The 25,160-nt window shown below is 59.4% G+C and carries 28 protein-coding genes; 15 read left to right on the plus strand and 13 right to left on the minus strand.

All coding sequences use genetic code 11. From position 1 onward, the window contains the following. Positions 1–282 precede the first annotated feature (282 nt). From ACP7E0_RS16250 to ACP7E0_RS16260, 3 genes are all read right to left on the minus strand, one after another. On the minus strand, positions 283–891 hold the full coding sequence (locus ACP7E0_RS16250) for a PilZ domain-containing protein (protein ID WP_113318266.1): 609 nt from the start codon (positions 889–891) through the stop codon (positions 283–285). Between the two features lie 90 nt (positions 892–981). Then, positions 982–1,611: a PAS domain-containing protein gene (locus tag ACP7E0_RS16255; protein ID WP_426126090.1), complete on the minus strand. Its 630-nt coding sequence runs from the start codon at positions 1,609–1,611 to the stop codon at positions 982–984. Positions 1,612–1,837: 226 nt separating this feature from the next. Beyond that, entirely contained in the window at positions 1,838–2,026 is a 189-nt protein-coding gene (locus ACP7E0_RS16260) for a hypothetical protein (RefSeq protein WP_426126091.1), read from the minus strand. On the opposite strand from ACP7E0_RS16260, the gene ACP7E0_RS16265 reads away from it, so the two are divergent. Together ACP7E0_RS16265 and ACP7E0_RS16270 are read left to right on the plus strand one after the other, a co-directional pair. Continuing rightward, positions 2,025–2,777: a rhomboid family intramembrane serine protease gene (locus ACP7E0_RS16265; RefSeq protein ID WP_426126092.1), complete on the plus strand. Its 753-nt coding sequence runs from the start codon at positions 2,025–2,027 to the stop codon at positions 2,775–2,777. The genes ACP7E0_RS16260 and ACP7E0_RS16265 overlap by 2 nt on opposite strands. Before the next feature lie 215 nt (positions 2,778–2,992). Beyond that, the gene (locus ACP7E0_RS16270) at positions 2,993–3,421 is read left to right on the plus strand and encodes a CBS domain-containing protein (protein WP_426126093.1); all 429 of its coding nucleotides are present in this window, start codon (positions 2,993–2,995) and stop codon (positions 3,419–3,421) included. 72 nt (positions 3,422–3,493) lie between these two features. Here the strand turns inward: ACP7E0_RS16270 and ACP7E0_RS16275 are convergent, their stop codons facing one another. The 3 genes from ACP7E0_RS16275 to folE form a co-directional block, all read right to left on the minus strand. Continuing rightward, positions 3,494–4,465, minus strand: coding sequence for a patatin-like phospholipase family protein (locus ACP7E0_RS16275; RefSeq protein WP_426126094.1), 972 nt, complete (start codon positions 4,463–4,465; stop codon positions 3,494–3,496). Between the two features lie 211 nt (positions 4,466–4,676). Continuing rightward, complete coding sequence (gene hisI, locus ACP7E0_RS16280) at positions 4,677–5,129, minus strand: phosphoribosyl-AMP cyclohydrolase (protein WP_426126095.1); 453 nt, start codon at positions 5,127–5,129, stop codon at positions 4,677–4,679. Between the two features lie 24 nt (positions 5,130–5,153). Next, a complete protein-coding gene (folE, locus tag ACP7E0_RS16285) occupies positions 5,154–5,771 on the minus strand; it encodes a GTP cyclohydrolase I FolE (RefSeq protein WP_426126096.1) in 618 nt (205 codons plus the stop codon). Between the two features lie 340 nt (positions 5,772–6,111). Here folE and ACP7E0_RS16290 point away from each other — a divergent pair, with 340 nt between their 5' ends. Genes ACP7E0_RS16290 through ACP7E0_RS16300 form a run of 3 tightly spaced genes read left to right on the plus strand, consistent with a single transcriptional unit; the run spans position 6,112 to position 7,485 of the window. Further along, positions 6,112–6,561: an iron-sulfur cluster assembly scaffold protein gene (locus ACP7E0_RS16290; RefSeq protein WP_426126097.1), complete on the plus strand. Its 450-nt coding sequence runs from the start codon at positions 6,112–6,114 to the stop codon at positions 6,559–6,561. Between the two features lies 1 nt (position 6,562). Continuing rightward, on the plus strand, positions 6,563–6,937 hold the full coding sequence (gene yidD, locus ACP7E0_RS16295; RefSeq protein WP_426126098.1) for a membrane protein insertion efficiency factor YidD: 375 nt from the start codon (positions 6,563–6,565) through the stop codon (positions 6,935–6,937). Beyond that, entirely contained in the window at positions 6,934–7,485 is a 552-nt protein-coding gene (locus ACP7E0_RS16300) for a DUF1697 domain-containing protein (protein ID WP_426126099.1), read from the plus strand. The genes yidD and ACP7E0_RS16300 overlap by 4 nt, the downstream gene beginning before the upstream one ends. 36 nt (positions 7,486–7,521) lie before the next feature. On the opposite strand, the gene ACP7E0_RS16305 is transcribed toward ACP7E0_RS16300, so the two are convergent. Further along, positions 7,522–7,869, minus strand: a complete 348-nt coding sequence (locus ACP7E0_RS16305; RefSeq protein WP_426126100.1) for a type II toxin-antitoxin system PemK/MazF family toxin — start codon at positions 7,867–7,869, stop codon at positions 7,522–7,524. Then, on the minus strand, positions 7,866–8,078 hold the full coding sequence (locus ACP7E0_RS16310; protein WP_426126101.1) for an antitoxin MazE family protein: 213 nt from the start codon (positions 8,076–8,078) through the stop codon (positions 7,866–7,868). Before ACP7E0_RS16310 ends, ACP7E0_RS16305 begins: the two co-directional genes overlap by 4 nt. A gap of 242 nt (positions 8,079–8,320) precedes the next feature. Between ACP7E0_RS16310 and thrS the strand changes: the two genes are divergently transcribed. Together thrS and ACP7E0_RS16320 are read left to right on the plus strand one after the other, a co-directional pair. After that, positions 8,321–10,309: a threonine--tRNA ligase gene (thrS, locus tag ACP7E0_RS16315; RefSeq protein ID WP_426126347.1), complete on the plus strand. Its 1,989-nt coding sequence runs from the start codon at positions 8,321–8,323 to the stop codon at positions 10,307–10,309. A gap of 195 nt (positions 10,310–10,504) precedes the next feature. Next, a complete protein-coding gene (locus ACP7E0_RS16320; protein WP_426126102.1) occupies positions 10,505–11,347 on the plus strand; it encodes a lysophospholipid acyltransferase family protein in 843 nt (280 codons plus the stop codon). Positions 11,348–11,351: 4 nt separating this feature from the next. Here the strand turns inward: ACP7E0_RS16320 and ACP7E0_RS16325 are convergent, their stop codons facing one another. After that, complete coding sequence (locus ACP7E0_RS16325; protein WP_426126103.1) at positions 11,352–12,359, minus strand: hypothetical protein; 1,008 nt, start codon at positions 12,357–12,359, stop codon at positions 11,352–11,354. A gap of 112 nt (positions 12,360–12,471) precedes the next feature. Here ACP7E0_RS16325 and ACP7E0_RS16330 point away from each other — a divergent pair, with 112 nt between their 5' ends. Then, a complete protein-coding gene (locus ACP7E0_RS16330; RefSeq protein ID WP_426126104.1) occupies positions 12,472–13,056 on the plus strand; it encodes a nitroreductase family protein in 585 nt (194 codons plus the stop codon). Further along, positions 13,056–13,658, plus strand: coding sequence for a flavin reductase family protein (locus tag ACP7E0_RS16335; protein WP_426126105.1), 603 nt, complete (start codon positions 13,056–13,058; stop codon positions 13,656–13,658). Before ACP7E0_RS16330 ends, ACP7E0_RS16335 begins: the two co-directional genes overlap by 1 nt. A 10-nt stretch (positions 13,659–13,668) precedes the next feature. Here ACP7E0_RS16335 and ACP7E0_RS16340 read toward each other — a convergent pair whose 3' ends face one another. After that, positions 13,669–14,346: an aldolase/citrate lyase family protein gene (locus ACP7E0_RS16340; protein WP_426126106.1), complete on the minus strand. Its 678-nt coding sequence runs from the start codon at positions 14,344–14,346 to the stop codon at positions 13,669–13,671. A 110-nt stretch (positions 14,347–14,456) separates the two neighbouring features. Here ACP7E0_RS16340 and ACP7E0_RS16345 point away from each other — a divergent pair, with 110 nt between their 5' ends. Next, complete coding sequence (locus ACP7E0_RS16345; RefSeq protein WP_426126107.1) at positions 14,457–15,596, plus strand: DUF2336 domain-containing protein; 1,140 nt, start codon at positions 14,457–14,459, stop codon at positions 15,594–15,596. Between the two features lie 4 nt (positions 15,597–15,600). On the opposite strand, the gene ACP7E0_RS16350 is transcribed toward ACP7E0_RS16345, so the two are convergent. Next, positions 15,601–16,152 (minus strand): TetR/AcrR family transcriptional regulator, encoded by a 552-nt coding sequence (locus ACP7E0_RS16350; RefSeq protein ID WP_426126108.1) that lies wholly within the window; start codon positions 16,150–16,152, stop codon positions 15,601–15,603. A gap of 105 nt (positions 16,153–16,257) precedes the next feature. On the opposite strand from ACP7E0_RS16350, the gene ACP7E0_RS16355 reads away from it, so the two are divergent. Then, entirely contained in the window at positions 16,258–17,283 is a 1,026-nt protein-coding gene (locus ACP7E0_RS16355) for an SDR family oxidoreductase (RefSeq protein ID WP_426126109.1), read from the plus strand. 3 nt (positions 17,284–17,286) lie between these two features. Here ACP7E0_RS16355 and ACP7E0_RS16360 read toward each other — a convergent pair whose 3' ends face one another. Next, positions 17,287–17,733 carry a hypothetical protein gene (locus tag ACP7E0_RS16360; RefSeq protein ID WP_426126110.1) on the minus strand — a complete coding sequence of 149 codons (447 nt, stop codon included), beginning with the start codon at positions 17,731–17,733 and terminating at the stop codon, positions 17,287–17,289. 767 nt (positions 17,734–18,500) lie between these two features. Between ACP7E0_RS16360 and ACP7E0_RS16365 the strand changes: the two genes are divergently transcribed. Next, positions 18,501–18,959: a GNAT family N-acetyltransferase gene (locus tag ACP7E0_RS16365; protein WP_426126111.1), complete on the plus strand. Its 459-nt coding sequence runs from the start codon at positions 18,501–18,503 to the stop codon at positions 18,957–18,959. Positions 18,960–19,064: 105 nt separating this feature from the next. Here ACP7E0_RS16365 and parE read toward each other — a convergent pair whose 3' ends face one another. Then, complete coding sequence (parE, locus tag ACP7E0_RS16370) at positions 19,065–21,143, minus strand: DNA topoisomerase IV subunit B (RefSeq protein ID WP_426126112.1); 2,079 nt, start codon at positions 21,141–21,143, stop codon at positions 19,065–19,067. A 242-nt stretch (positions 21,144–21,385) separates the two neighbouring features. On the opposite strand from parE, the gene ACP7E0_RS16375 reads away from it, so the two are divergent. The 3 genes from ACP7E0_RS16375 to ACP7E0_RS16385 all read left to right on the plus strand — a co-directional run bounded on the left by ACP7E0_RS16375 (position 21,386) and on the right by ACP7E0_RS16385 (position 25,158). After that, the gene (locus ACP7E0_RS16375) at positions 21,386–22,279 is read left to right on the plus strand and encodes an alpha/beta hydrolase (protein ID WP_426126113.1); all 894 of its coding nucleotides are present in this window, start codon (positions 21,386–21,388) and stop codon (positions 22,277–22,279) included. 117 nt (positions 22,280–22,396) lie between these two features. Next, positions 22,397–23,839 (plus strand): UbiA family prenyltransferase, encoded by a 1,443-nt coding sequence (locus ACP7E0_RS16380; protein WP_426126114.1) that lies wholly within the window; start codon positions 22,397–22,399, stop codon positions 23,837–23,839. Beyond that, a complete protein-coding gene (locus ACP7E0_RS16385) occupies positions 23,836–25,158 on the plus strand; it encodes an FAD-binding protein (protein ID WP_426126115.1) in 1,323 nt (440 codons plus the stop codon). The genes ACP7E0_RS16380 and ACP7E0_RS16385 overlap by 4 nt, the downstream gene beginning before the upstream one ends. Positions 25,159–25,160: the final 2 nt, after the last annotated feature.

The following is a 25,160-nucleotide window of genomic DNA, read 5'->3' on the forward strand; positions in this document are numbered from 1 at the left end:
GGGTATCAAAAGCGGGCGGAGGACCAGAGCCAGCAAACGGTCTCCAACGACCGGGATCCCGACGGCCTTCCGCCCGCCCCCATTAAAGCACAGTTCAGACACACAGGATTCCTGTGACAAGCACAGGGATGACGGAAGATTTGGCAATCGCATTATCTCCCAAGTGACCTGCCAAATGAGGAGAAAATGACTTTGTCAGGAGTCTGACTGGCTGAAGCTACCGCGTCATCCCGTTTCGCCTATCGCTGGCAGCTTGATGGGGCGGAAAATGGTGCCTTGACGTTAAAGAAACTCGCGCAGAGCCTCACGCGATTGAATTCCGAGGAATTCGATCGCCACACCTTCCTGGAAATGACGCACGACGCGACCCTTCATGCTTCCGAGCAGAATGGATGTGCCGAGTGGCAGGCGGGTCTCCATGTCGACGGCGGCACCGGACAGGGAAAGGTCGATGATTCGGCAGACATATTTGCTGCCGTCTTCCAGGGTGATTTCCGTGCGGGTCTTGCGCGGCGCAAGACGGTCGTGGCGCCGGTCTTCCGGCAGTCCCAGTTCGTGCTTGTTGGCAATCCAGGTCAACTGTGCCGCAAGCTTTTCGCGCTTGCGGTCGGTGGCGTTGATCTGAATGACGAAGGCATTTTCGGTAAGACGGGAAACCGTGCCTTCCAAGCGGCCGACATGATCGACATAAGCGATGATGCGTTCGCCAGCACGTGGCCGTGCATCGCAGGTGAACAGCACATCACCCGGCGACATATCGATGGCGGTGCATTCGAATTCGTCGTGGTTGGCAAGCATGAGGCGGCCCGTCAGGTTCACCGAAACACGCTGGAAAGCGCCTTCGTTGTGCTGCTTGGGGCCGGCAGTCTGTGCTTGTTGAAACGAATACATGACCACACTTGTGCGATGTCCATCCAAGCCACAGCTTTAACCGCTTCCAGTTAACAGAAGGTTTTTTTGTGTGCCCGCATTTGATCCGTATTAATCCCTGCGGCCGCCCTCGAGCACCCGAAGATGCAGAACGCGGCGGATTGCGCCGGCAAGACTGTGATTGATCATCGGCTGGCTGGATGCGGGCAGGGGCTTTTCCGGCCGGTTCTGCGCAAACAGGTTGGTCTTTTCGATATCAATCACGCGGATGCCGCCAAGATCGAGATAATTGACGGGCGTAGCCTCCAGCCAAAGTGGTCTCGACAACGGCACCAACGCGCCGATGATCCGGTCGACAACCCCATCCGGCGAGCGCAACGGCAGCAGGATGATTTCGGTCGGCAGGCGATCGGCGGTGCCGGCAAGGGATGATGCCGACAGAACGACCGGCGTTTTCTGCGCCATCACGTCATCGGCGATGCGGGCAAGACGGCTGGTCTGCTCGGCCAGCCAGAGTGCATCGAATGTCGAGCCACGCAGTTCGCGCGCAAACAGCGCACAGATGCGCGTGCCGGCAAGCCGGAAGCGGATATCGCCACGCGGTGTTTTTTCGAGAATGAACAGATCCGGCAGGATATTGCGAATATGACCAGGCTCGATCTGGCTGCGGGCCGGCACATCGCGATGCCCCCGCAGCTCATCCCAATAGGCGTAGATCTCGATAGCGGTCTTGCTGCGCATGCTCTCATTCCATTCGAAACATATGTGTGCCGCTTTGGCACATCCGGCGGGAAAAACACGCCCGCAAGGATGACACTGCGATTTCCGTGCCAGCGCGATATTAAGGTTAATGTTTGGTTTAGATTGAAAGAGATGCGTGCAGATGGCATGGAAGGATATCACTTCACGAAGGGTTGCCTTCGGCACACAACTTAGGGCTCGGGGTTTTTGGGAGCTCACCAGCCGTTCAGTCTCTTGACTGGACGGCCTTTTTTTCGTCTCGCGGCAGGCGATAACCTTCGCTAAGGCCCAGTCCGTCCCTGCGCGAATAGATGCCGCGCATCTCGCCACTTTTGACGTGGTCGTGAATCGTATAGAGCGGTGACATGACAAAGGCGGCAATGGACGAAACCGCAGAAAGAACAGTGAGCGGCATGACAGACCAACCGGGCGATGCGACATCTCCGCAAGCCGATGAAGCCGGCACCGTGCAGCGGGCAAGTGAGCCTGCCTTCAATCTGCCGTCCGGACTTGTTGCGATACTGGTACTGCTGGTGGCCATTCACGCTGTGCGCACATATGTGCTGCCGTCGGGTCTCGATGAGGAGTTGATCTTCAACTTTGCTTTCCTGCCGGCGCGGTATGACCATTCGCTGGCTGACCAGAGCCTCGCCTGGCTGTGGAGCCCGATCACCTATTCATTCCTGCATGGTTCCTGGGAACACCTGATTTTCAATGGCTTCTGGATGATCGCCTTTGGCGCGCCGGTCATCCGACGGATAGGCATGCTGCGGCTTGCCCTGTTCTGGTGCCTTTCGGCGGTCGCAGCCGTGGCCCTGCATACCGCATTTCACTGGGGCGAGATGGTCGTCGTCGTCGGAGCTTCGGGCGTTGTTGCCGGTCTGATGGGCGCTGCCGCCCGGTTTGTCTTTTCCCCAAGCGGCCGCATCAGCCGCCAGTTCGCCCATCTCAACCGTCGCCTGACGGTGCGCGAGGCGCTGGCGAACCGGTCGGTCGTGGTTTTCGCCGGCATCTGGTTCCTGACCAATTTCCTGATTGGCCTCGGCGTTTTTGCCTTTGGCGGGGCCGGGGGCATCGCCTGGGAAGCACATATTGGCGGCTTCCTGTTCGGTTTCCTGCTGTTTGGCCTTTTCGATCCCCGCAACGGCCCGTCGAAAGAAGAGTGATCGCATCGAGAACGCTTGATTTTCGCCGGTCTGTAGCGCACCATTCGCATCCGAAGGCATTGAACCGGGAGGAGCCCGGTTTTGTGCCAATGGGCAGATAACGCGACAGGAATGATGTCTGTCTTGCGAATTGGTCCATAGCAGCAGCGCAAGTAGCGCTTTGCGGCTCGCCAATATCCCGGTCAGATGCAGGTCGCTGAAACGGGAGGGTTTGAATGTCTGTTAAGGCAATATTGAATGAAAAAGGCCGTCAGGTGGTGACGGTCGATCCGCAGGCGAAAGTGCGCCAGGCGGTTGCTTTGCTGAGCGAAAATCGTATCGGTGCCGTTATCATCGTAAAACCCGGTGACAAGATCGCCGGCATCCTGACCGAACGCGACGTGGTGGCCGCAATGGCCAAGTTCGGCGCCGATTGTCTGGATAAGCCGGTCACAGCCGTCATGTGGTCGAAGGTCTATAGCTGCACCGAGGAAATGACCATCAATGACATTATGGAGATCATGAACAACATGCGCTCCCGCCATCTTCCGGTGGAAAAGAACGGCCGCCTTGTCGGCATCGTCTCGATCGGCGATGCGGTGCGCCATCATATCCGGGCAATCGAACACGAAGCCGAGCAGATCAAGGCCTATATCGCCGGTTAATCGACCCGCGACACACGAAAATGCCGCGCGCCCTCATGGGCCGCGCGGCAGACGTGGGCGTCAACGCCGGTATTATCGCAGCATCACATCCTGAAGCCGCTGCAACTCGCTGAGCTTCGACTTGGTCTCGTAATAACCTCGATCGATCGCTTCGCCAGCACGGTGAAACTCCGACAGGCCGATATCGTTGAGCTTGGGATGCAGCGCCAGATCCGGCGGATCGCCGGCTAGCCGTGCGCGCGAAATACGATCCTGGATGATGTTGAAGGCCTGGACCATGACGCTGGTCATGCCCATCCTTCCGGCTTGGCCTTCCGGCTGTTTCGGCATCGGCGGCTGCTCGGTCGCACGGCTTCCCGCATTGTGCTTGATAACGGCGGAACGGCCATAGAGATCGTAGTTGAGGTTGACGGCAACAACCAGTTGCTGCTCGTGGGCGCGGCAGACCGATACCGGGACCGGATTGACCAGCGCGCCATCCATCAAGGTGCGGTTGTTGCATTTGACGGGCTCGAAGATGCCCGGCAGGGCATAGGAAGCACGGATCGCCGTAATCAGCGATCCCTGGCCGATCCAGACCTCGTGGCCCGAATTGACCTCGGTCGCGACAGCAACGAACGTCCGGTCGAGGTCTTCGATCGACATGTCCTGCAGGTGCTCCTGCATGCGCTTGGTCAGCCGCAGCCCACCAAACAGGCCGCCGCCGCCGATGGCGAAATCAAGCAGGCCGGCGATGCGGCGCATGGTGAGAGAGCGGGCGAAGGTTTCGAGTTCATCGAGCTTTCCGGCCAGATAGCAACCTCCGACCAGCGCACCGATCGATGTTCCGGCGATCATCGCGACTTCGATACCTTCTTCGTCCAGCGCTTTCAGCACACCGATATGAGCCCAGCCGCGTGCAGCACCGCCGCCAAGCGCAAGGGCGATCTTCGATTTCGGTGGTTTGATCTGTTCGGGGGGAGGTGCGCTCAGGGCGTGGGAGGGTCCGCCGGGCACGGAAGCATCTGCGGTGATACCGCTGCGATTGAATGTCCAGTTCAACATCCGGCACCTCCATGCCGCAGAACACACTGTTACAGGCCGTCACGTCTCGCTTTACTGCGTTGCAAGCGCATGCCGTAAAAACTCAATCTACTGGAGGGCGTTCCGTTCAGGTGTTCCCGGCGGAACCCATCCTTGTTGTCGGGATTACGCTCCCAGTCTGGTTGCGAAATCGTGAATCAGCGAAAAACTTGCGCCAAAAAGCGTCAGATGATTAATTTTTGCCGTAGATCTCATCGGGATGGAAATGAATTTCGGTATCAACAATGTTAAGTGACGTGACACCGTCCTTGGCGCCGACGACACGATAAAAGCAGGAACGCCGGCCAGTGTGGCAGGTCGCATCATGTCCGGCAACACGAACTTTCAGCCACAGTGCATCCTGATCGCAATCGGTGCGGATTTCTTCGACGCTCTGCAGGTTACCGGACGTCTCGCCCTTCTTCCAGAGGCTCTTGCGCGAGCGGCTGTAGTAGTGGGCAATGCCGGTCTCTATGGTCAGCGCCAAGGCCTCGGCGTTCATGTGCGCGACCATCAACAGCGTACCGTCACCGGCGTCGGTAACGACGGCGGTGATCAGTCCATTGGCGTCGAAACGGGGCGTGAAGGCGGAACCGGATTCCAGTTCCGCCTTGTCGGTGGACGGGCGGTTAAATTCAAATGTCATCGGAAAAGCTCCGGTTGACGGAGCTTATTTGAAGCCCCGCAGCATGGTCATGAAGCGGGCCTGTTCGGCGGGCTCGGTCTTGAAGGCACCGGTAAAGGTGGTGGTCAATGTCGTCGAGCCCTGCTTCTGGACGCCACGCATCGCCATGCACATATGTTCAGCTTCGATCATCACGGCGACACCGCGCGGCTGCAGCGTGTCGTCGATCGCCTTGGCAATCTGCGCCGTCATGGTTTCCTGCGTCTGCAAGCGGCGGCCGAAGATATCAACGACGCGGGCGATCTTCGACAGGCCGAGCACCTTACCATCCGGCAGGTAGGCGACATGCGCCTTGCCGATGATCGGAACCATGTGGTGTTCGCAGTGCGAGAAGAATTGAAGGTCCTTGACGAGCACGATGTCGTCATAGCCGCCGACTTCCTCGAAGGTGCGGCCAAGAACGTCTTCGGCAGCAAGGTCGTAGCCCGAAAACAGTTCCTTGTAGGACTTGGCGACGCGCGCCGGCGTATCGAGAAGCCCTTCGCGCGCCGGATCGTCACCGGCCCAGCGCAAGAGAACGCGAACGGCGTCCTCGGCTTCCTTCTGGCTCGGCCGGCCGTCAACGGCGGGCAGGGCAGGAAAATTCTTGACTATGGCGTCCATAATGGCCTCTTGGCGTAACACGCGTTACTTGACGTTTATCTTTTCGGACAACTCGCCACTGGCCATTGACCTGACGTTTTCAGGCCTGGTTTCCGTCGGCGGGCTCCGGGGCTTTTTGATTTGCAGAGGTTAAGGGCTCTGGATCATCCGGCACGGTTTCCCAAACAACAGGCGACTGTTCGCTCTTGCGAACCTGTCGCCCCCACACGACATACCATATAATATGCCGGGATACATGTGGAAGGGGCGCAGATGGAGACACTGTGTTTTTTTCTGAGATACGATAGAAAATCATGCGCCGTTTGCCTGAAAACGCGCAAAAACAAGCGGATCGCGCCGAATGATGGATGAAATCTATAACAGCAGGATTCTAGAATTCGCCGGCAATATCCCCAAAAGCGGCACGCTTGCTAATCCCGATGCCGAGGCAAGCGCCCATTCCAAGCTGTGCGGCTCGAAGGTGAAGATCGGCCTGAAGATGGACGGCGATACCGTCACCGACTTCGCCCATGAGGTCAAAGCCTGCGCGCTCGGACAGGCGTCATCCTCGATCATGGCCCGCCATGTCGTCGGTGCGACATCCTCTGAAATCCGCCAGGCGCGCGAGGATATGCTGGCAATGCTGAAGGCGGACGGCGAGGGGCCATCCGGCCGTTTCGAGGACATGCGCTTCCTCAAACCCGTCAAGGATTACAAGGCCCGCCATGCGTCCACCATGCTGACCTTCGATGCCGTCGTCGATGCGATCGGCCAAATCGAAGCGTCCCGTCTGGTCAAGGCAGTGGTCTGATATGTGCGGCGAACCGGGATGCGAACGCCATGAGGCTACCGACGCCAGTCGGTCCTATTCAGGCCGGAACTATGCAGGACCGTTTCGAAAGACACCCGGACGCCTGTTCGGCATGGCCTTCATCCGGCTCTATCAACTGACGCTGTCCGGCTTCATCGGCAATTCCTGCCGCCATATCCCGACCTGTTCCGAATACGGCTACGAAGCCATCGCCCGCCACGGTTTCTGGCCAGGTGGCTGGATGGTGCTGTTCCGTTTCCTCCGCTGCGGCCCGGGCGGTACGAGCGGGCTTGATCCTGTGCCGGAAAAACTGCCGCCGTCGAAGCACTGGTATACGCCCTGGCGCTACTGGCGGCCTGCGGCTGCGTCGCAATGACGGTCTATGTCGCTCTTCTCCACAGCATCATGCTGGGCACTGGGCGCCGTGTGGTGATGTCGGACTTGCGGGCGATGGCCGAAGGGCTCGGCTTTCGCGGTGCTCGTACGCTTGTCTCGACCGGAAACCTGGTCTTCGAGTCCGCCAGCGAACCGGTCGCGGTGATCGAGGCGCGGCTCGAGGAGGGGTTTCGCCGGCATTTCGGAAAACATGTCGATATCATCGTGCGAAGCGCCAGTGGCTGGAAACGGCTTGCCGGCCAAAATCCCTTCCCTGAAGGCAACGGCAGCGTTGTCGCCGTGCGCGTCATGCGCCAGCCGCTCGCCGCCACGCATTTCGAAAAACTCGAAAAGATCGCACCCCTCGAACTGCGCCTTGCCCTGGTTGACGGTGATCTCTGGATCGATTTCGGCGGCAAGCCGAGCGAAACGAAGCTTCTATCCCATCTGACGACGAAGAAGCTGGGCGTGGGTACGCTGCGCAACGCCAACACCGTCAACGGGCTTAACGCAATGCTCGACGCAATGCCGGACGTGAAACGCAACTGACATCGGCAAGCGGACCTTCCTGCCAGTCAATGGCCGCTAAACCTGTTTCTTCATCGAACCAGCGAGCCCGAAGAAGACCAGCAGGGCACGGTTGAGCCGCAGCATATCCTCGTCTTCCAGCCGCCCGATCTGCCGCCCGATTTTCGATTTCGGGACGGTCGTGATTTTATCGACCATCAGGCGGGACACCCCAAGAAGGCCGTTGCGTGCGCTCGGCGCGACAGGAGGCCGAAACAGTGGCGCTTCCGTTTCGTCCGATGTGAAGGCACAGATGGTTATCGACGCCGTCGAATCGAAATGGTCGTCCTGGATGATGACGACTGGGCGCGGCTTGCCCGCATAATCCGCGCCGCCGGCAACGGTCCAAATGTCGCCGCGCCTCATTCATCGCCCCGGTCGTAGACCGCATCGATGAAGGCCTGATCGTCTTCTGCCTGCGCGCTTTGCGCAACCGCAAGCGACTGGCGGCGCGCCTCGCTCTTGAACGAAGGCGCACGCACATCCGGTACCCAGATCTGAATCGGCCGAAGGCCCTGAGCGCGCAATCGCGCGCGGTGTTCACCGACTTTTACACGTGAGGGTTTTGAGGACATGGAGGTTCTCTCAAAATACTGGGTTACATGTAACCTAGCAGAAAGGCACGCTGATTCAATCATTGCCGAAAGCGATTTGCATTGATGCCGGTTAACGTTTCAACGAAGCCGTCACGTAGATGGCCTCACCACCTCTTCCAATCCCGCTACTTTCCCTTTATACCGCGCACCGCACGCGCCGGCATTACCGGCTTCCACCCATACCACCCGCATTCGTTGGCGGGACTGGATAGGAGATTATGATGTCTGACGCTGTTTCCCTTACATTTCCCGATGGTTCCGTCCGCGGTTATGCCGCTGGCACGACGGGCCGCGAAGTCGCCGAATCGATCTCCAAATCGCTTGCAAAGAAAGCCATCGCGATCGCGCTGGATGGCGAGCTGCGCGACCTGTCAGATCCGGTTGTCACCGGCAAGCTTGAGATCGTCACCCGCGAAGATGCCCGCGCGCTGGAACTGATCCGCCACGACACCGCTCACGTGATGGCCGAGGCCGTGCAGGAACTGTGGCCCGGCACGCAGGTCACCATCGGCCCGGTGATCGAGAACGGCTTCTATTACGATTTTGCCAAGAATGAGCCGTTCACGCCCGACGATCTGCCGAAGATCGAAAAACGGATGAAGGAGATCATTCAGCGCAACAAGCCCTTCACCAAGGAAATCTGGCCGCGCGAAAAGGCGCGTCAAGTCTTTGCCGACAAAGGTGAAAACTATAAGGTCGAACTGGTCGATGCGATCTCTGCAGATCAAGACCTGAAGATTTACTATCAGGGCGACTGGTTCGATCTCTGCCGCGGACCGCATATGGCCTCAACCGGCCAGATCGGCAATGCGTTCAAGCTGATGCGGGTGGCCGGTGCCTATTGGCGCGGTGACTCGAACAATCCGATGCTGACGCGCATCTACGGCACGGCCTGGCGCACGCAGGAAGAACTCGACCAGTATCTGCATATCCTGGCCGAAGCCGAAAAGCGCGACCATCGCCGCCTCGGCCGCGAAATGGACCTGTTCCATTTCCAGGAGGAAGGCCCGGGCGTCGTTTTCTGGCACGGCAAGGGCTGGCGCGTCTTCCAGACGCTGGTCGCCTATATGCGCCGCCGTCTGGCTGGCACCTATCAGGAAGTCAACGCACCGCAGGTGCTCGACAAGTCGCTGTGGGAAACCTCGGGCCACTGGGGCTGGTACCGCGACAACATGTTCAAGGTGACCGTTGCCGGTGACGAAACCGACGACGAGCGCGTCTTTGCGCTGAAGCCCATGAACTGCCCCGGCCATATCCAGATTTTCAAGCATGGCCTGAAATCCTATCGCGAACTGCCGATCCGCCTTGCCGAGTTCGGTAACGTTCACCGCTACGAGCCTTCGGGCGCGCTGCATGGCCTGATGCGCGTGCGTGGCTTCACGCAGGACGACGCGCATGTGTTCTGCACCGATGAGCAGATGGCGGCCGAGTGCCTGCGTATCAACGACCTGATCCTGTCGGTCTATCAGGACTTTGGCTTCAAGGAAGTCGTCGTCAAGCTATCGACCCGTCCGGAAAAGCGCGTCGGCGACGATGCGCTCTGGGATCGCGCCGAAAGCGTCATGATGGATGTGCTGAAAACGATCGAGGCGCAGTCGGAAGGCCGCATCAAGACCGGTATCCTGCCGGGCGAGGGCGCTTTTTACGGTCCGAAGTTCGAGTATACGCTGAAGGACGCCATCGGCCGTGAATGGCAGTGCGGCACGACGCAGGTGGACTTCAACCTGCCGGAACGTTTTGGTGCCTTCTATATCGACAGCAACTCCGAAAAGACGCAGCCGGTGATGATCCACCGCGCCATCTGCGGCTCGATGGAACGCTTCCTCGGTATCCTGATCGAGAACTTCGCTGGCCATATGCCGCTGTGGATTTCACCGCTGCAGGTTGTGGTTGCCACGATCACCTCGGAAGCCGACGACTATGGGCGTGAAGTTGCCGAACTGCTGCGCGATGCCGGTCTTGAGGTCGAGACCGACTTCCGCAACGAGAAGATCAACTACAAGGTCCGTGAGCATTCGGTGACCAAGGTGCCGGTGATCATCGTCTGCGGCATGCGCGAAGCCGAAGAGCGGACGGTCAATATCCGTAGGCTTGGCTCGCAGGCGCAGACGCCGATGACGCTCGACGAGGCAATCGCTTCGCTGGTCTCTGAAGCAACGCCGCCGGATGTGAAGCGCAAGGCTGAGCGGCGGAGCAAGGCTAAGGCCTGATCCCCGCGAAAGTGTGTATGATCTAATAAAGAAGGTGCGGCAGAGCCGCACCTTCAGTCTTATGTCAGAAAACTGTAACATTTGCAGACTATCCGGTTGATGCGTGATCAGAAATGCCTGCCGCTGCAACGCAAATCCGGTAAATGCCTGTGCTGCCTCCCTTCGGGCACACCTTTTCTTGGAACGGGGAACAACGTGCAGTTCAAAGAGCTGTCTTATGCCAACGAGAATGATCGACGGCTGAAACGTTGGTTTATCCGCTCCATGGAAGGACTTGCCGGGCGCAATCGTTATGCCCGGCTCTACACGCAATGGCGCGATACGATTGTCGGCAAGAGCGACCGCATTTTCGGGGAAATGCTCGATCTGATCAATGTGCGCGTCCACGTCCAGGGTGAATGGCCGCCGCGTCATCTGCCCGATACGCCCGTGGTCATCGTCGCCAACCATCCCTTCGGCATCGGCGACGGCATTGCCGTCCTGTCGCTTGCCGAACAGCTCGGCCGTCCCTTCCGGGTTTTGATCAATAACGAATTGCTGAAGGTGCCGGAAATGGCGCCTTATTCGCTGCCGATCTCGTTTGAGGAAACCAAGGAGGCCTTAGCAATCAACATGCAGACGCGCCACGAGGCCGTGCGGCTTCTCAAGGAGGGCGTCACCCTGATTGTTTTTCCGGCCGGCGGTGTTGCCACGGCAAGAAAGGGTTTTGGCAGGGCCGAGGATCTGCCGTGGAAGATGTTTCCGGCCAAACTCATCCAGGCGGCCAAGGCAAGCGTCATCCCGATCTATTTCGAAGGCCAGAACGGCAGGCTGTTTCACCTGGCGAGCAAGGTCTCGCTGACCTTGCGCATCTCGCTGTTGATCCGCGAGTTTCGCAGGCTTTCCGGCACGACCATCTCGTCACGCATCGGCCAGTTGATTTCCTGGGAAGAGTTGAGCGCCATTGCCGATCGCAAGGATATCCTGACGCGGATTTATGACGGGGTGTTCTGCATGGCGCCGCCGCGCCGCCGGTTTCTCAAAAGGGCTGCGTCCTAATTCTTCAGTCCTGTGCGTCGGAAGCGCCGGATGCGGGCTGTACGCCCTTGTCGTTGAGCAGAACCTCGACATCGGTGTTGACGCCGGCCTTGACGGTAAAGTCGCGCTGGAAAATCTTCTCATTGTTGCGCGCGACCGCCGAATAGCCGCCTTCGGCCAGCACCAGCGTCGGGAAGGCGCCGACGCTTTCGCTGACGACGTCGCCGGATGAGGTCAGGATCGACCAGGCGGTATCGGCAATTGCTTCGCCGCCAGGCTCCGAGACGAGCTTCAGCGTCAGTTTGGCGGCGCGGTGCTGGATCGTCGCTTCCGTCAGCTTGCCGGCTTCCACCTGGATATCGGCGCGAATGACGGCATTGACCGAGCCGTAGTTGGAAACGACATGATAGGTGCCGGTGTTCAACCGGATGACCGTATTGGGCTTGACGTCGGCAACCACCAGCGCGCGTTCGCCGTCTTCCTTGGAATCTGCCGAAAAGATCGAAAAGCTCAGTTCGCCCGGTGGGATGCGCACGTCGCTGCCGGATACGGCATTGAGCATAACGCCGCCGGCATCCAGCACGAGCACCTGTTTTGCGACGGGGCCAGCGTCCGCCACCCTGATCTTGCGCGTCGCGCCGGCGCGGCCGAAGGCGACATTGACGAAATATTCGCCGGGAATGAGCTGGAACGCCGCCGATCCGCCTTCCGACGTTGCCACCAGCGGCAGCTTGCCATCCGAGCCGGGAATAGGGCTGAAAACGCGCCAGGTCAGGCCCTGCTCGACAGACTTGCCCTTGTCGGTCAGATGCGCTTCGAGCTCAATGTCTTTTGCCGTTGGACCTTGCGTCGCGGCATCCGGGATCATCGGATTGAAGCTGTTGAGTTTCGGCATTTTCTTGGATGGGGCGGCGATCGCCGGGAAGGCCTTGAAGGGGTCGGCAAGTTCCTGCGCCTGCGGCGCACGGGTGCCAACTGTTGCGAGAACGAGCGCTATGGTGACAGCGCGAACGTGACCGGCCTTGATGCGCATGGGGTGGTTGACATCCTGAGTGTGTGGCTCCACTTGAAACGCCGATATGGCAATTTCGTGGCTGCCCTCGTGGTAGCGGCGTGCGGTGGCAAACTAGTGGAAACGGACGGTAATGAAAACTGAAATCAGCCTGCGTGATTATCTGGCAACCCGACGCTCGATTCCGGCCTTTCAGATGGGCGGACCGGGGCCGGGCACGGCTGAAATCGAAGAGATGCTGACGCTTGCCTCGCGCGTGCCGGATCACGGCAAGCTCGCCCCCTGGCGCTTCATCGTTTACCGCGGCGAAGAGCGGGTTCGCATCAGTGCCGAACTGGCGAAAATGGCGCTCGCGGCCAAACCCGATCTTTCGGAAGAGATGATCAAGGTGGAAAATGCCCGGCTGTCCCGCGCGCCGGTCGTCGTCGCCGTCGTCAGCAAGGCAGCCCCGCATGTCAAGGTGCCGGAGTGGGAACAGCTGATGTCTGCCGGTGCCGTCTGCCTCAATCTGCTGATGGCTGCCAACGCCCTCGGCTTTTGCTCGAACTGGCTGACCGAATGGTACGCCTTCGATGAAAAAGCCCATAAGCTGCTGGGCGTTCAGCCCGGCGAAAAAATCGCCGGCTTCATTCACATCGGCACGCCTCAGGTTCCGCCGACGGAACGCCCGCGGCCAGAGCTTGCCGACATCGTCACCTGGGTGGGTGAGGACGCCTGATGTTTTATGCGACTGCGGAAAACGTCCATGGCCTTGCCCATGATCCGTTCAAGGCCATCGTCTCGCCGCGGCCGATCGGCTGGATCGGATCGAGGGCTGCCGATGGCAGCCTCAATCTGGCGCCGTATTCCTTCTTCAATGCGATCAGCGATACGCCGAAGCTGGTGATGTTCTCTTCGTCAGGCCGCAAGGATTCGGTCCGCAATATCGAGGAAACCCGCGAATTCTCAGCCAATTTCGTCAGCTTCGATATCCGCGAGGCGATGAATGTCACCTCCGCTCCCGTTCCGCATGGGGAGAGCGAGTTTGCGCTTGCCGGACTGACGCCAGTCGAAGGCCAGTTCGTGCAGGCGCCTTTCGTTGCCGAAGCTTACGCGGCCCTCGAATGCAAGGTCACGGAAATATTTCAGCCGAAGGCGCTCGACGGAACGCTCTCTGAAAACCATGTGGTGATCGGTCAGGTTGTCGGCATCCATATTCGCGAAGAGGCGATCCGTGATGGCCGTTTCGACATGGCCAAGGTCCGGCCGGTGGGGCGTATGGGGTACATGGACTATTGCGACGCCGGGGATGTCTTCGAGATGTTCCGGCCCAAACGCTAGGGCAGGTCGCTCAAGACGCCGAGAGCGCCGCCAGTTGCGCGGCGTTGCGAGCAACCACGCCGGAAAAACCATCGGCAAGCGCTATATCGCGCAGGGTCTGCGGGTCGTCATCCCTCTCTTGCAGCAGTTCATAGCAGGCAATGCTTGCCTGCCGTGCCTTGATAACAGCGACAGCACGGGCAAGGAGAAGCGGTGCACCGGTCCGTGAAGCTGCAGCGTTGAACGCCTGGCTTTTGGTCGTCTGTGTCACGCCTTCACTGTCGAAAATGACAGCTTTCAGCCGCTGCGATACGTCCTTCAATGATGCCTGCGAGAGAACGAACGCCGCATTCTCTCCAAGCTCGGCAACCAGCCCAGTCGATCCCGCCTCGATCCCCTGGCTGGCTTCCGCGACCCGCAGCATGACATCGAACTTCTGGATGTCGGCGGCACCGTCGCAGCCGGAAAGCACAAAGCCATACGGCCGCAATGCCACTAGCCGCTCGATCGCGGTCTGGCCGGCCTCATCGTCGGGTCTACCAACGCGAAACAGCGTTGAGCCCGCTGTCGACCGCCTCTGCCTGAGTGCCGCCTGCGCCTCGCCGGCCGCGCCCTTTGTTACCCAGTGCTTGCGGATATCGAGGATGACGGTCGCACTCTCATGCGCATCAGCCTGCGACACCAGCGCATCCGGTGTTGTGCAAAACATAGGCAACGTCATTTCGAAGCGGTTAACGGACATGGTGAACCAATCTTAAACCTTTGATCGCTAACGTAACCGCACCATGATGTGGCTGGTTGGTGTGTAGTGAGGCGTCGGTGATCATTCAAGCATTTCTTCGTTGGGTCGAAAGCGCAAAAACCGGCGATCGGGTTCGCGCAGCGCAGGCTTTGGGCCGTGCCTATGTTACGGCGGAGATGAATACGCTCGACCAGCATGCCGCCGAAATGGCTATGACCTTTCTTCTCGATGATCCCTCGCCAAAAGTCCGGTTGGCGCTTGCCGAGGCTGTCGCCGATTGCGCCCGTATTCCCCGGGCGATCATCCTGTCGCTTGCCGAAGACCAGCCTGAAACCGCCTATGCCGTCATTTCGCGTTCTCCTGTGCTCAACGATATGGACCTTGTCGATCTCGCCGCCAAGGGGACGCCTGAAACCCGCGCAGTCATTGCGGCCCGCCAGGCCATGTCCCGGCCCGTTGCCGCGGCCATCGCCGAGATCGGCGGCGAGGAAGAGGTTTTGATCCTGCTCGAAAATGAGCAGGCGCGGTTTTCCTGCCGGACGCTGAAACGCCTGAGCGACCGGCTCGGCCATCTCTGGTCGGTCCGCAATACGTTGCTTGACCGTGACGATCTTCCGGCCGATGCCCGTCATGCATTGGTCGAGAAGGTTGGAGCGGCACTTTCCGGCTTCGGTCTCGTGCAGGCCGTGATCGGCGAACGCCGCGTCGAACGGATTACCCGCGAAGCCTGCGACAAGGCTGCCGTCGGCATGGCGGGGGCAGCCCAGGCTGATCAGATCCCCAACCTCGTCGAGCATCTTCGGGTAACGGGACGGTTGACGCCGGCCTTCCTTCTGCACGCATTGTGCTCCGGCAAGATCGACTTTTTCGCAGCCGCCATTGTCAACCTGTCTGATGTCGCCGACAAGCGGGTTCGCTCGATCCTGTCGGATGGCCGTATCCACGCCATCCGGGCTTTGTTCGAAAGTGCGGGGCTTGGCCGAGACGTCAGCGCATTGTTTGCCGAGGCCGTGCTGATCTGGCGCAAGGAAAACCGGGTTGGCTCACCCACTGTGACGGCCACTATTTCCACCGCCTTGTTGTCTAAACTGCGCGGCAGGAGCCAGGTATCCGATGCCTCCGGCGGCCTTGCTGATCTCATCGAGAAGCTGACGATTGCCGAACAGCGCCAGAGCGCCCGCGATTACGCGCTGCTTGCAGCTCGTGAAGCGGCCTGATTTTTCAGGAAGGCCGTGTTGACGTGTCGAGCAGGCGCATCAGGGCGGCCAACCGTTGGTCCAGTTTTTCAAGTCCGTTGGGCGCTTTCTTGATTCCGTCCAGACAGACGTAAAGCAGATCGGCCAGCGCTTCGGCCGAAAGGCCGGTTGCGGAGAGCGAAATCTCGCCCTCAGAGATCGCGGTCTTTACTGCATTTTCGATGAGTGCACGCAGGCGAAGTGAGGTTGCCGCATTAATGTCACCGGCCAGCAGCAGGTTTGCCTCGAACAGTTCCAGCCCGTGCGGGCTTGCCTTGACGGGCGCCATGATCGTCATGGTGAAATCCGTCAGCGCATGTTCCATCCGCAGGATGAAGGGGCGGCTGGACGAAAAGGCCGCCTCCGCCGCCGTCAAAGCCGCGCCGTGATGCCATGTCATCAGCGACCGGAACAGATCATCCTTGTTTCTGAAATGCAGATAAAGCGCTGCGCGCGACATCATGGCAGCATCGGCAATGTCCTGCATCGACGCCTTCTTGAAGCCGTAACGGGTAAAAACTTCCGCGGCCGCTGTCATGATATGCTGCTTCTTCTCGTCCATTCTGTTGAATTGACACTTTGGACTAAAAATGTCAAACTGACAAAATAGATCAAAAATGTCAGAATGACAGAGAAGAGATAGATGATGAACAAGGATGCACGCAAGCTGGTCGCCGTGACTGGAATAGGCGGTTTTCTCGGCCGCCATGTCGCAGCAAGATTGCTGCAGGCAGGATATGATGTTCGTGGAACCTTGCGATCGCTAAAAAAGGCAAAGTCCATCGAGGCGGCGATCCGGTCGGCGGAGGGTGCCGATGGTGGAAAGCTCTCCTTCGTTGTCGCCGATCTCCTGTCGGACGAGGGATGGGGCGCGGCATTTTCCGGCGTAACCGATGTCATCCACGCGGCATCACCTTTTCCCTCGCATGTTCCCAAGGATGAAAATGACCTCATTCTCCCGGCGCTGGAGGGAACGCTGCGCGTGCTGCGAGCCGCAAAAAATGCCGGTGTCGGCCGAGTGGTTTTGACCTCCTCCATCGCCGCCATCAGCTATGGGCCGGGCAGGGCGCCCTTTTCGGAGACGGACTGGACCGATGTCGACGGCGTGCTTGCAACGCCCTATTACAAGTCGAAGACGCTCGCCGAGCGCGCCGCCTGGGACTTTGCACGCAAAAATGACCTTGAACTGGTCGTTGTCAATCCGGGCATGATCCTTGGCCCCATCCTTGGCGCCGAGACAGGCACGTCGGTCGGTCTGGTGCAAAGCCTGATGAAGGGCCGCTATCCCGCCATGCCGGATTTCAGTGTGCCGGTCGTCGATGTGCGCGATGCGGCAGAGGCGCATGTTCTTGCCATGACAATGCCGGAGGCGGCCGGCGAGCGTTTCATCATCGCCGGCGAGGCGCTGTCGATCAAGGACATCGCCAGGGTACTGAAACGGGATTTCCCGGCCTATGGGAAAAAACTGCCGAAATTCGTTTTGCCCAACTGGCTGGCAGGACTAGCCTCGCGCTTCGATCCCGGCCTGAAATTGATCGTCGGCGAACTGGGCCGCGACGCGCGCGTGTCGAACGAAAAGGCGAAGCGTTTGTTGGGCTGGAAACCGCGTTCAGAGGATGAGGCAATCCGCGCCAGCGCCGAAAGCCTGATCGCTGCCGGGTTGGCATAGGGGCTACTTCGTAAACTTCCGCGCCACCCAGGAATAGCCATCCTCAATATAGTGGACAGGCTTGGTCACAGCATTGCGCAGGTCTGAGGCGTCGGGCAGGGCTCCGGTCACCATCGCCAATGTCCTGCGGGGCAAGCTTGGCTGTTTCTGTTCGGCGGTGGGTGGTGCCGGGACTGCGTCCGGCGTGACAGCATGCACCTGATCGAGAGCAGGCTGTGTTGTGGGCACAGGTGCGGGATCCTTTGCTTCCGCCATCTTGTCGCCGGAAGTTTCGCAGACCGCGACGATCACCGGATAGTTGGCATTGGAGAATTTCGGCAATTGTTTCTGCGATTCCGCATCGCAGACGGCAATGCTCTGCCATGTGCCGCTGACGGTTGAGACGTAGTGGCACTGGCTGACGCTGTCGTCGCAGCCGAGAATTGTCATAACGATCAGGGCAGGAACCATCGTGGATGTTTCTCCGAAAGGGAAAGATATCGCTCCTTGCGTGTAGCGATTCTTCAGTATGCAGAGCTAAAAGCCCATTTGCTCCGGAAGTAAGGCGAAGTCGGAAAAGTTGGAAACAATTTGTTTCTCAGACTTCTGACAAATCCTGAAAACGATTATCTGGGGAGAGCGGTACCCCATTCTCCGTCATCCTCGCCCTTGTGGCGGGGATACAGTGACCCGACGTCCGTCGGGTCAAAAGACTCTTTCAGCTCAATGAAGCTGACTGGCGATTGAGGGCGCTGTCGAAAAAATCCAGATGCGCTTTGGCAATATCGCATCCGATGACATCAGGGTGTATCATGGCGTGCCTCTTCCTGTGATGCGAGGTCCGCTGTCACGGCCTCCGTCAACTGTTCAGGTTCGGGTATCAAAAGCGGGCGGAGGACCAGAGCCAGCAAACGGTCTCCAACGACCGGGATCCCGACGGCCTTCCGCCCGCCCCCATTAAAGCACAGTTCAGACACACAGGATCCCTGTGACGAGCACAGGGATGACGGAAACTTCGCAGTCTCACAATTTCCCAAACGACCTGACAAATGGTGAAAAACGGGTTTGTCAGCAAGCTGGAAACAATTTGCTTCTGCCGGTTTGCCAGCAAAACTGCGCTCCGTTAGCTACGCGGTGATTGTCGGGCATGGCGAAATTTACCGTCTGTCGTTTTCAGCACGCTGCTTCTAGTGTTGACTGCGAACGGCATGAATCGACCTGTGAAGGAATAACGCCAAGTGACTCTGACCATTGAAAAAGAATCGCCACGCCAGCCGGGCGTCCTGCACTTGCTCGACCAATCCGATGCCTACGCGCAGTCGCTCTATCCGGCCGAAAGCAATCATCTCGTTGATGTCTCGACACTGGAAAAACCGTCTGTCTCCTTCTTCGTCGCCCGTCACGAAGGAAACGTTGTCGGCTGTTGTGCGCTGGTGGATGCCGGAGACGGCAGCGCCGAGATCAAGCGCATGTTCGTCGATCCAAAGGCACGCGGCCTGAAGATCGGCCGCAAGCTGCTGGATCATCTCGAAGGCCACGGCCGCGATGCCGGACTGTCGGCGATCCGGCTTGAGACCGGCATCTATCAGCCGGAAGCAATCGGCCTCTACAAGACTGCGGGGTATGTCGAAATCGGGCCGTTCGGCTCCTATCAACCGGACCCGTTCAGCCTATTCATGGAAAAATCCATCGCCTGACGCAGGGTCAGCCTCCCGAAGCAAAAAATCGTTTCCGCTCCGTGAGTTGGAGCGGAAATCTGAATCAGTTCAACAGCGTGTTGAATCTGTCCGTGAAGCCCCGGGCTAGATATCCAGGTTATCTGCAAACACGGCGCGTTCCTGGATGAAGCGGAAGCGGGCGTCGGCCTTGGTGCCCATCAGATTATCGACGGCTTCGCGCGTGCCCTCGAAATCCACCTCATCGATGGCGACCTTCAAGAGCGTGCGCTTGGCCGGATCCATGGTGGTTTCCTTCAGCTGTGCCGGCATCATTTCGCCAAGACCCTTGAAGCGGCCGATCTCGACTTTGCCGCGGCCGCTGAACTCCGTCTCCATCAGTTCCACCCGATGGGCGTCGTCGCGGGCGTAGAGTGTCCTGGCCCCTTGCGTGATGCGGTAGAGCGGCGGCACAGCCAGATAGAGATGGCCACCGCGGACGAGTTCGGGCATTTCCTGATAGAAGAAGGTAATCAGCAGCGAGGCGATATGGGCGCCATCGACGTCGGCATCGGTCATGACGATGACGCGCTCGTAGCGCAGGTCTTCCTCGCGATACTTGCTGCGGGTACCGCAGCCGAGCGCCTGAACGAGATCGCTGATCTGCTGGTTGGCCCCCAGCTTTTCGCGGCCGGCACTGGCAACGTTGAGGATCTTGCCGCGCAAGGGCAGGATCGCCTGGTTGGAGCGGTTGCGCGCCTGCTTCGCCGAGCCACCAGCCGAATCGCCTTCGACGATGAACAGTTCGGCACCCTCGGCCGAGTTCTGCGAGCAGTCGGCAAGCTTGCCCGGCAGGCGCAGCTTGCGCACCGCCGATTTGCGGGTAACCTCTTTTTCCTTGCGGCGGCGCACGCGTTCGTCGGCGCGCTCGATCACCCATTCCAAGAGCTTGTGGGCTTCCTGAGGGTTGTCGGCGAGGAAGTGGTCGAACGGATCGCGAAGCGCGTTCTCGACGATGCGCTGGGCTTCGACGGTCGCCAGCTTATCCTTGGTCTGGCCGACGAATTCCGGTTCGCGGATGAACACCGATAGCATGCCGGCCGCCGAGATCATCACGTCTTCGGTGGTGACGATCGCCGCACGCTTGTTCTGCGTGAGTTCCGCATAGGCCTTCAGGCCCTTGGTCAGCGCGATGCGGAAGCCGGCTTCATGTGTGCCGCCCTCCGGTGTCGGGATGGTGTTGCAGTAGGAATGCACGATACTGTCGCCACCATACCAGGTGACGGCCCATTCCATCGCGCCGTGGCCACCGGTTTTTTCCGTCTTGCCGGCAAAGATTTCGCGGGTGACGGTGAATTCCTTGCCCATCGTCGCCTGAAGATAGTCCTTCAGGCCGCCGGGGAAGTGGAATACCGCCTTGTCCGGCGTGTCGGTGCCTTCGATCAGCGAGGGATCGCAGGACCAGCGGATTTCGACGCCACCAAACAGGTACGCCTTGGACCGCGCCATGCGAAACAGCCGGGCCGGATCGAATTTTGCGTGCGGGCCAAAGATTTCCGGATCCGGATGGAATTTGACCTTGGTGCCGCGCCGGTTCTGGACGTCGCCCAGTTCCTCCAGCCCACCCTGCGGAATGCCGCGTGAAAAGCGCTGGCGGTAGAGCTTGCGGTTGCGGGCAACCTCGACTTCCAGAACATCCGAAAGCGCGTTGACGACGGAAACGCCGACGCCGTGCAGACCGCCGGATGTTTCATAAACCTTGCTGTCGAACTTGCCGCCTGCGTGCAGGATGGTCATGATGACTTCGAGCGTCGACTTGCCCGGAAATTTCGGATGGTTCTCGACGGGAATACCACGGCCGTTATCGGTGACGGACAGGCAACCTTCGGCATCGAGATGGACGTCGATGAAGTTGGCGTGTCCGGCAACTGCTTCGTCCATCGAGTTGTCGATGACTTCGGCAAACAGGTGATGCAGCGCCTTTTCATCGGTGCCGCCGATATACATGCCCGGCCGCCGGCGAACCGGCTCCAGCCCTTCCAACACCTCGATCGTCGATGCATTGTAGTCGCCAGTATCGGCCTTCAGCGTCGTCGAGGCGCCGCTGCGTTGCTCCACCGAGGGAGCGGCCGTGGGTTTCACAACAACCGGCTTCGGCACGACGGGATCCGTCGCAGGCTTCGGTACCAGGGGCAATGCTGAAAAGAGATCGTTGCTGTCGGTCATAGTCTGTTTTGATGTCTTTCCGTGGTGGCGGCTTTTAGGCCTCGCCCGCGGTGCGGACTAAGCCGTCATGAATGTCTGCACGAATCGCTGGAATTCTGCCAAATTCTTGGCGCGAGAGCGAGCAAGCCAGCATTGTGGCTTAGCCGCACGCGTCAACACGCCGATCATGCCTTCAATAGCCCCAACTGTTGCGTTGCGGAAGGTCCGATGGCAAGGCTTGGATCAAAAGAGGAACATTCCGGATGCACCTGTCCACAGCTCATTTGACCTTTCGCGCTCTTTTTGTCTGTGTTGTGACCATCGCTCTGGCTTTGCCGGCGCAGGCAGCACCACTGAAGCCGTTCAAGGATGAGCTGTTTTCCTACGGAATGGTGCTCGAAACTGCGGATGACGGCGATTACCGCGTCGTCGATTACGACAAGATGCGCGATATCCACGGCCGTGACCTTGAGCCAGAACGCCGGGTAAGGCGTGCCTATGTGTCGCTCGGCGTCAAGAGCGCGCAGGCCAACGAGACGCTTGATTTGGCCAGCCGGCCGCTCGACGTGATGCGGGTCGGTACCCCGAGCGGTGCCGCATTCACGGTCATTTTCGTCCACGGCCGGGGCGGAGACCGGCGGCTCGGTGCCAATGACTGGTCGTTCGGCGGCAATTTCAACCGGCTGAAAAACCTCGCGGTTGAAAACGGCGGTGTCTACTATGCGCCTAGTATCCGCTCTTTCGATGATGCCGGCGTGGCCGATATTGCCGGACTGATCGCCTACGCCCAGCTGCAATCACCCGGCAAGCCGGTCGTTCTTGCCTGCGCTTCAATGGGCAGCTTCATTTGCTGGGGCATCACCCGCAATCCGCAGGCGGCCGGTGCCCTTAAAGGCATGATGATCATGGGTGGCCCGACGGATCCGGCCTTCAGCAAGAGTGTCGCCTATAAGAAGAAATTGCCGGTCTTCTTCAGCCACGGCAGCGACGACAACGTCTATGCCGCAGCCGATCAGATTGCGTTCTACCGGTCATTGAAGAAAGCCGGTTATCCCAGCCGTTTTGTCCTGTTTCAGACCGGGTCGCATGGCACTCCGGTTCGAATGACGGATTGGCGTGATGCACTGAACTGGATCGGAGTTGGTAGCAACTTCTAATACATCCGGGATTTATTAACCAACGCCGCAGTTTGAAACTTTAAGGCGAGCGTCGTTTGCTTTTTCGAAACCTGAACATGGGACTGTCCCCGGCATATATTATCGGGGTTTGATCTTATGGATGCTCGAACAGAAACACAGCATATTCCGCTTTGCGTCGATCTTGACGGCACGTTGCTTGCCGCCGACACGCTGTGGGAAGGTGTAGCGATCATTCTTTTGCGCAATCCCCTGATGGTGTTTGCCATGGTATATTGGGCTGCCGCCGGCAAGGCGCGGCTCAAATACGAGGTTGCCGCCCGCTCCGGGCGGGAGGCTGCCGATTGGCCTTATCGCGACGCGGTTCTGGCGCGCGTGAAGCGCGAGCGCGAGAGCGGCCGCAAGGTCATTCTCGTCACGGGAGCCGCTGAAAGCGTGGCGCTTGGCGTGGCTGCGCATACAGGCGTCTTTTCCTCCGTTCTTCACAGCTCCAAGGCAATCAACCTCACCAGCCGCCGCAAGCGTGAAAAGCTGATTGAGGAGTTCGGTGAGGGCGGCTTCGACTATATGGGCAATAGCCGTGACGACGTTCCGGTCTTTGACGCAGCCCGCAAGGCGATTGTCGTGGCACCGGATGCTGCCGCCGAGAAATGGCGCCGGGCGCATGATGCGGAGCGGCTCGATATCGGCAAGGCAGCCCCTTTTGCCGCCCTGAAATCGATCCGCGTGCACCAATGGGCAAAGAATGTGCTGATCGGCGTGCCGATGATCCTCAACCATGACATTCTGCACATGGATGCGGTGGTCAGCGTCATCCTCGCGTTCTTCGCCTTCAGTTTCCTGGCTTCTGCCGTCTATGTGATCAACGACTTGTCGGATCTCACCAACGACCGGCGCCATCCGAAGAAACGCAACCGGCCGCTGGCCAGCGGCCAGATGTCGGTGCCGATGGGGCTGATGCTGGCGCTGTGCCTGCTCCTTGCCTCGCTGTCGCTGACGGCTGTACTGCCCTACGATTTCGCTCTCGTGCTCGGCTTCTATGCCTTGGCGACCACCGCCTACACGTTTGTGCTCAAGCGCAAGCTGCTGGTCGATGTCTTCACGCTGGCCGGGCTCTACACGGTTCGCATCATCGCCGGCGCAGCCGCCACCGGCACCGAGCTTTCCTTCTGGCTGCTGTCGTTTTCGATTTTCTTCTTCCTCAGCCTGGCGCTGGTCAAGCGCTATGTCGAGCTCGACGAATATGACGGGCGTGACGGCAACCAGGTGCCTGGGCGCGGTTATCTGGCCGTCGATTTCGAAATGGTCGGGCAGGCCGGCGTCTCCTCGGCCTTCGCCTCGGCGCTGGTCCTGGCGCTCTACATCCACAGCAAGGAAATGCAGGAGATGTACACGCTGGATTGGGCGCTCTGGCCGCTCTGCCCGCTGGTGCTCTACATGCTGCTGCGCATCTGGATGCTGGCCCGCCGCGGCATGCTGCATGAGGATCCGGTGGTGTTCATCATGCGCGACTGGCGCAGCCTCGTGACCATGGCGATCGGCGCATCGCTTGTGCTCGCCGGTGCCTTGGGAACGCCATGACCCCTGCCGAATTTGACAGCTGGGGCCGGATCGATTGCCGCCACCGGCAATCCGTATCGCCCGATGCCTATGAGAACCTGCGCGAAACTGCGGCACCTGGCGCGTTCCTGCCGTTCGGCAACGGACGGTCCTATGGCGACAGCTGCCATAACGACCAGGGCCGGCTGATCGAGAGCCGGGTGCGCACGCGTATCCTGGGTTTTGATCCGGGAACCGGGATCATCTCCTGCGACGCCGGCGTCACACTTTATTCCATCCTCGAAACAGCGATCCCGCACCGGTTTTTCCTGCCGGTCACCCCGGGAACAGCGTCCGTGACCGTTGCCGGTGCCGTTGCCAATGATGTCCACGGCAAGAACCATCACGCGCGCGGCACGTTCGGCAAGCATGTGCGCGGCCTGACATTGTTGCGGTCGAGCGGTGAGGCGCTGATCTGCTCGGCAGCAGAAAACCGTGATTTATTCTATGCCACCATCGCCGGCATGGGCCTGACGGGGCTGATCCTGTCGGTTGACCTGCAGCTGATGAAGGTGCCATCAGCCCATATCCAGCAGCATGCTATCCGTTTCGATAGCCTGGGCGACTATTTCGCCATGGTCGAAACCGTTGATGCAGAGCATGAATATTCGGTCGCGTGGATCGATCAGCTGGCGACCGGCAAGTGGGCGGGCAGGGGCGTTCTGCTGGCCGGCGATCATGCCGATGCCTCCTGCGAGTTTCCCGACATGCCGCGTGCGAGAAGATTGTCGGTGCCTTTTGCACCGCCGTTCAATCTCTTGAACACTGTGACGCTGAAGGCATTCAACGAGCTGTATTTTCGCAAGGAAAAGCCGGGTGAAACGGTCAAGACAGTGAAATGGCCGGGCTATTTCCACCCGCTGGATGCCATCGGCAACTGGAACCGGTTGTATGGCCCCAAGGGTCTCTATCAGCACCAGAGCGTTTATCCGACGGAGAACGCGCCGGAGCTGACGGCGCGGCTGCTGGAGACCGCCCGCAAGGCTGGTCATGCTTCCTTTCTAACCGTGCTGAAGAAGTTTGGGGAGCAGACATCTGGCGGCCTTTTATCCTTCCCGAGGCCTGGTTTTACGCTGACTTTGGATTTCGCCAATCAGGGTGAAGAGACCCTTAAGCTCCTCAACCGGTTGGACGCCATGGTTGTCGAGGCCGGAGGGGCGATCAATCCCTACAAGGATGCCCGGATGAGCCCGCAAACCTTTGATTTCTCGTTCCCGCGCTGGCGGCAGCTGGAAGCATTGCGCGATCCGGCAATGGTTTCGAATTTCTGGAAGAGAACGGCCTTGGCTTTGCCAAAATGAGA

Origin of the sequence: Pararhizobium sp. PWRC1-1 (assembly GCF_049897905.1) — a bacterium.
In the GTDB taxonomy this organism is placed as follows: domain Bacteria; phylum Pseudomonadota; class Alphaproteobacteria; order Rhizobiales; family Rhizobiaceae; genus Pararhizobium.

Bases quoted from the DNA above. Each gene is read 5' to 3' on its own strand.
- ACP7E0_RS16250 (WP_113318266.1), bottom strand. From the start codon at position 891: ATGTATTCGTTTCAACAAGCACAGACTGCCGGCCCCAAGCAGCACAAC.
- ACP7E0_RS16255 (WP_426126090.1), bottom strand. From the start codon at position 1,611: ATGCGCAGCAAGACCGCTATCGAGATCTACGCCTATTGGGATGAGCTG.
- ACP7E0_RS16265 (WP_426126092.1), top strand. From the start codon at position 2,025: ATGACAGACCAACCGGGCGATGCGACATCTCCGCAAGCCGATGAAGCC.
- ACP7E0_RS16260 (WP_426126091.1), bottom strand. From the start codon at position 2,026: ATGCCGCTCACTGTTCTTTCTGCGGTTTCGTCCATTGCCGCCTTTGTC.
- ACP7E0_RS16270 (WP_426126093.1), top strand. From the start codon at position 2,993: ATGTCTGTTAAGGCAATATTGAATGAAAAAGGCCGTCAGGTGGTGACG.
- ACP7E0_RS16275 (WP_426126094.1), bottom strand. From the start codon at position 4,465: ATGTTGAACTGGACATTCAATCGCAGCGGTATCACCGCAGATGCTTCC.
- hisI (WP_426126095.1), bottom strand. From the start codon at position 5,129: ATGACATTTGAATTTAACCGCCCGTCCACCGACAAGGCGGAACTGGAA.
- folE (WP_426126096.1), bottom strand. From the start codon at position 5,771: ATGGACGCCATAGTCAAGAATTTTCCTGCCCTGCCCGCCGTTGACGGC.
- ACP7E0_RS16290 (WP_426126097.1), top strand. From the start codon at position 6,112: ATGATGGATGAAATCTATAACAGCAGGATTCTAGAATTCGCCGGCAAT.
- yidD (WP_426126098.1), top strand. From the start codon at position 6,563: ATGTGCGGCGAACCGGGATGCGAACGCCATGAGGCTACCGACGCCAGT.
- ACP7E0_RS16300 (WP_426126099.1), top strand. From the start codon at position 6,934: ATGACGGTCTATGTCGCTCTTCTCCACAGCATCATGCTGGGCACTGGG.
- ACP7E0_RS16305 (WP_426126100.1), bottom strand. From the start codon at position 7,869: ATGAGGCGCGGCGACATTTGGACCGTTGCCGGCGGCGCGGATTATGCG.
- ACP7E0_RS16310 (WP_426126101.1), bottom strand. From the start codon at position 8,078: ATGTCCTCAAAACCCTCACGTGTAAAAGTCGGTGAACACCGCGCGCGA.
- thrS (WP_426126347.1), top strand. From the start codon at position 8,321: ATGTCTGACGCTGTTTCCCTTACATTTCCCGATGGTTCCGTCCGCGGT.
- ACP7E0_RS16325 (WP_426126103.1), bottom strand. From the start codon at position 12,359: ATGCGCATCAAGGCCGGTCACGTTCGCGCTGTCACCATAGCGCTCGTT.
- ACP7E0_RS16330 (WP_426126104.1), top strand. From the start codon at position 12,472: ATGAAAACTGAAATCAGCCTGCGTGATTATCTGGCAACCCGACGCTCG.
- ACP7E0_RS16335 (WP_426126105.1), top strand. From the start codon at position 13,056: ATGTTTTATGCGACTGCGGAAAACGTCCATGGCCTTGCCCATGATCCG.
- ACP7E0_RS16340 (WP_426126106.1), bottom strand. From the start codon at position 14,346: ATGTTTTGCACAACACCGGATGCGCTGGTGTCGCAGGCTGATGCGCAT.
- ACP7E0_RS16350 (WP_426126108.1), bottom strand. From the start codon at position 16,152: ATGACAGCGGCCGCGGAAGTTTTTACCCGTTACGGCTTCAAGAAGGCG.
- ACP7E0_RS16355 (WP_426126109.1), top strand. From the start codon at position 16,258: ATGATGAACAAGGATGCACGCAAGCTGGTCGCCGTGACTGGAATAGGC.
- ACP7E0_RS16360 (WP_426126110.1), bottom strand. From the start codon at position 17,733: ATGGTTCCTGCCCTGATCGTTATGACAATTCTCGGCTGCGACGACAGC.
- parE (WP_426126112.1), bottom strand. From the start codon at position 21,143: ATGACCGACAGCAACGATCTCTTTTCAGCATTGCCCCTGGTACCGAAG.
- ACP7E0_RS16375 (WP_426126113.1), top strand. From the start codon at position 21,386: ATGCACCTGTCCACAGCTCATTTGACCTTTCGCGCTCTTTTTGTCTGT.
- ACP7E0_RS16380 (WP_426126114.1), top strand. From the start codon at position 22,397: ATGGATGCTCGAACAGAAACACAGCATATTCCGCTTTGCGTCGATCTT.
- ACP7E0_RS16385 (WP_426126115.1), top strand. From the start codon at position 23,836: ATGACCCCTGCCGAATTTGACAGCTGGGGCCGGATCGATTGCCGCCAC.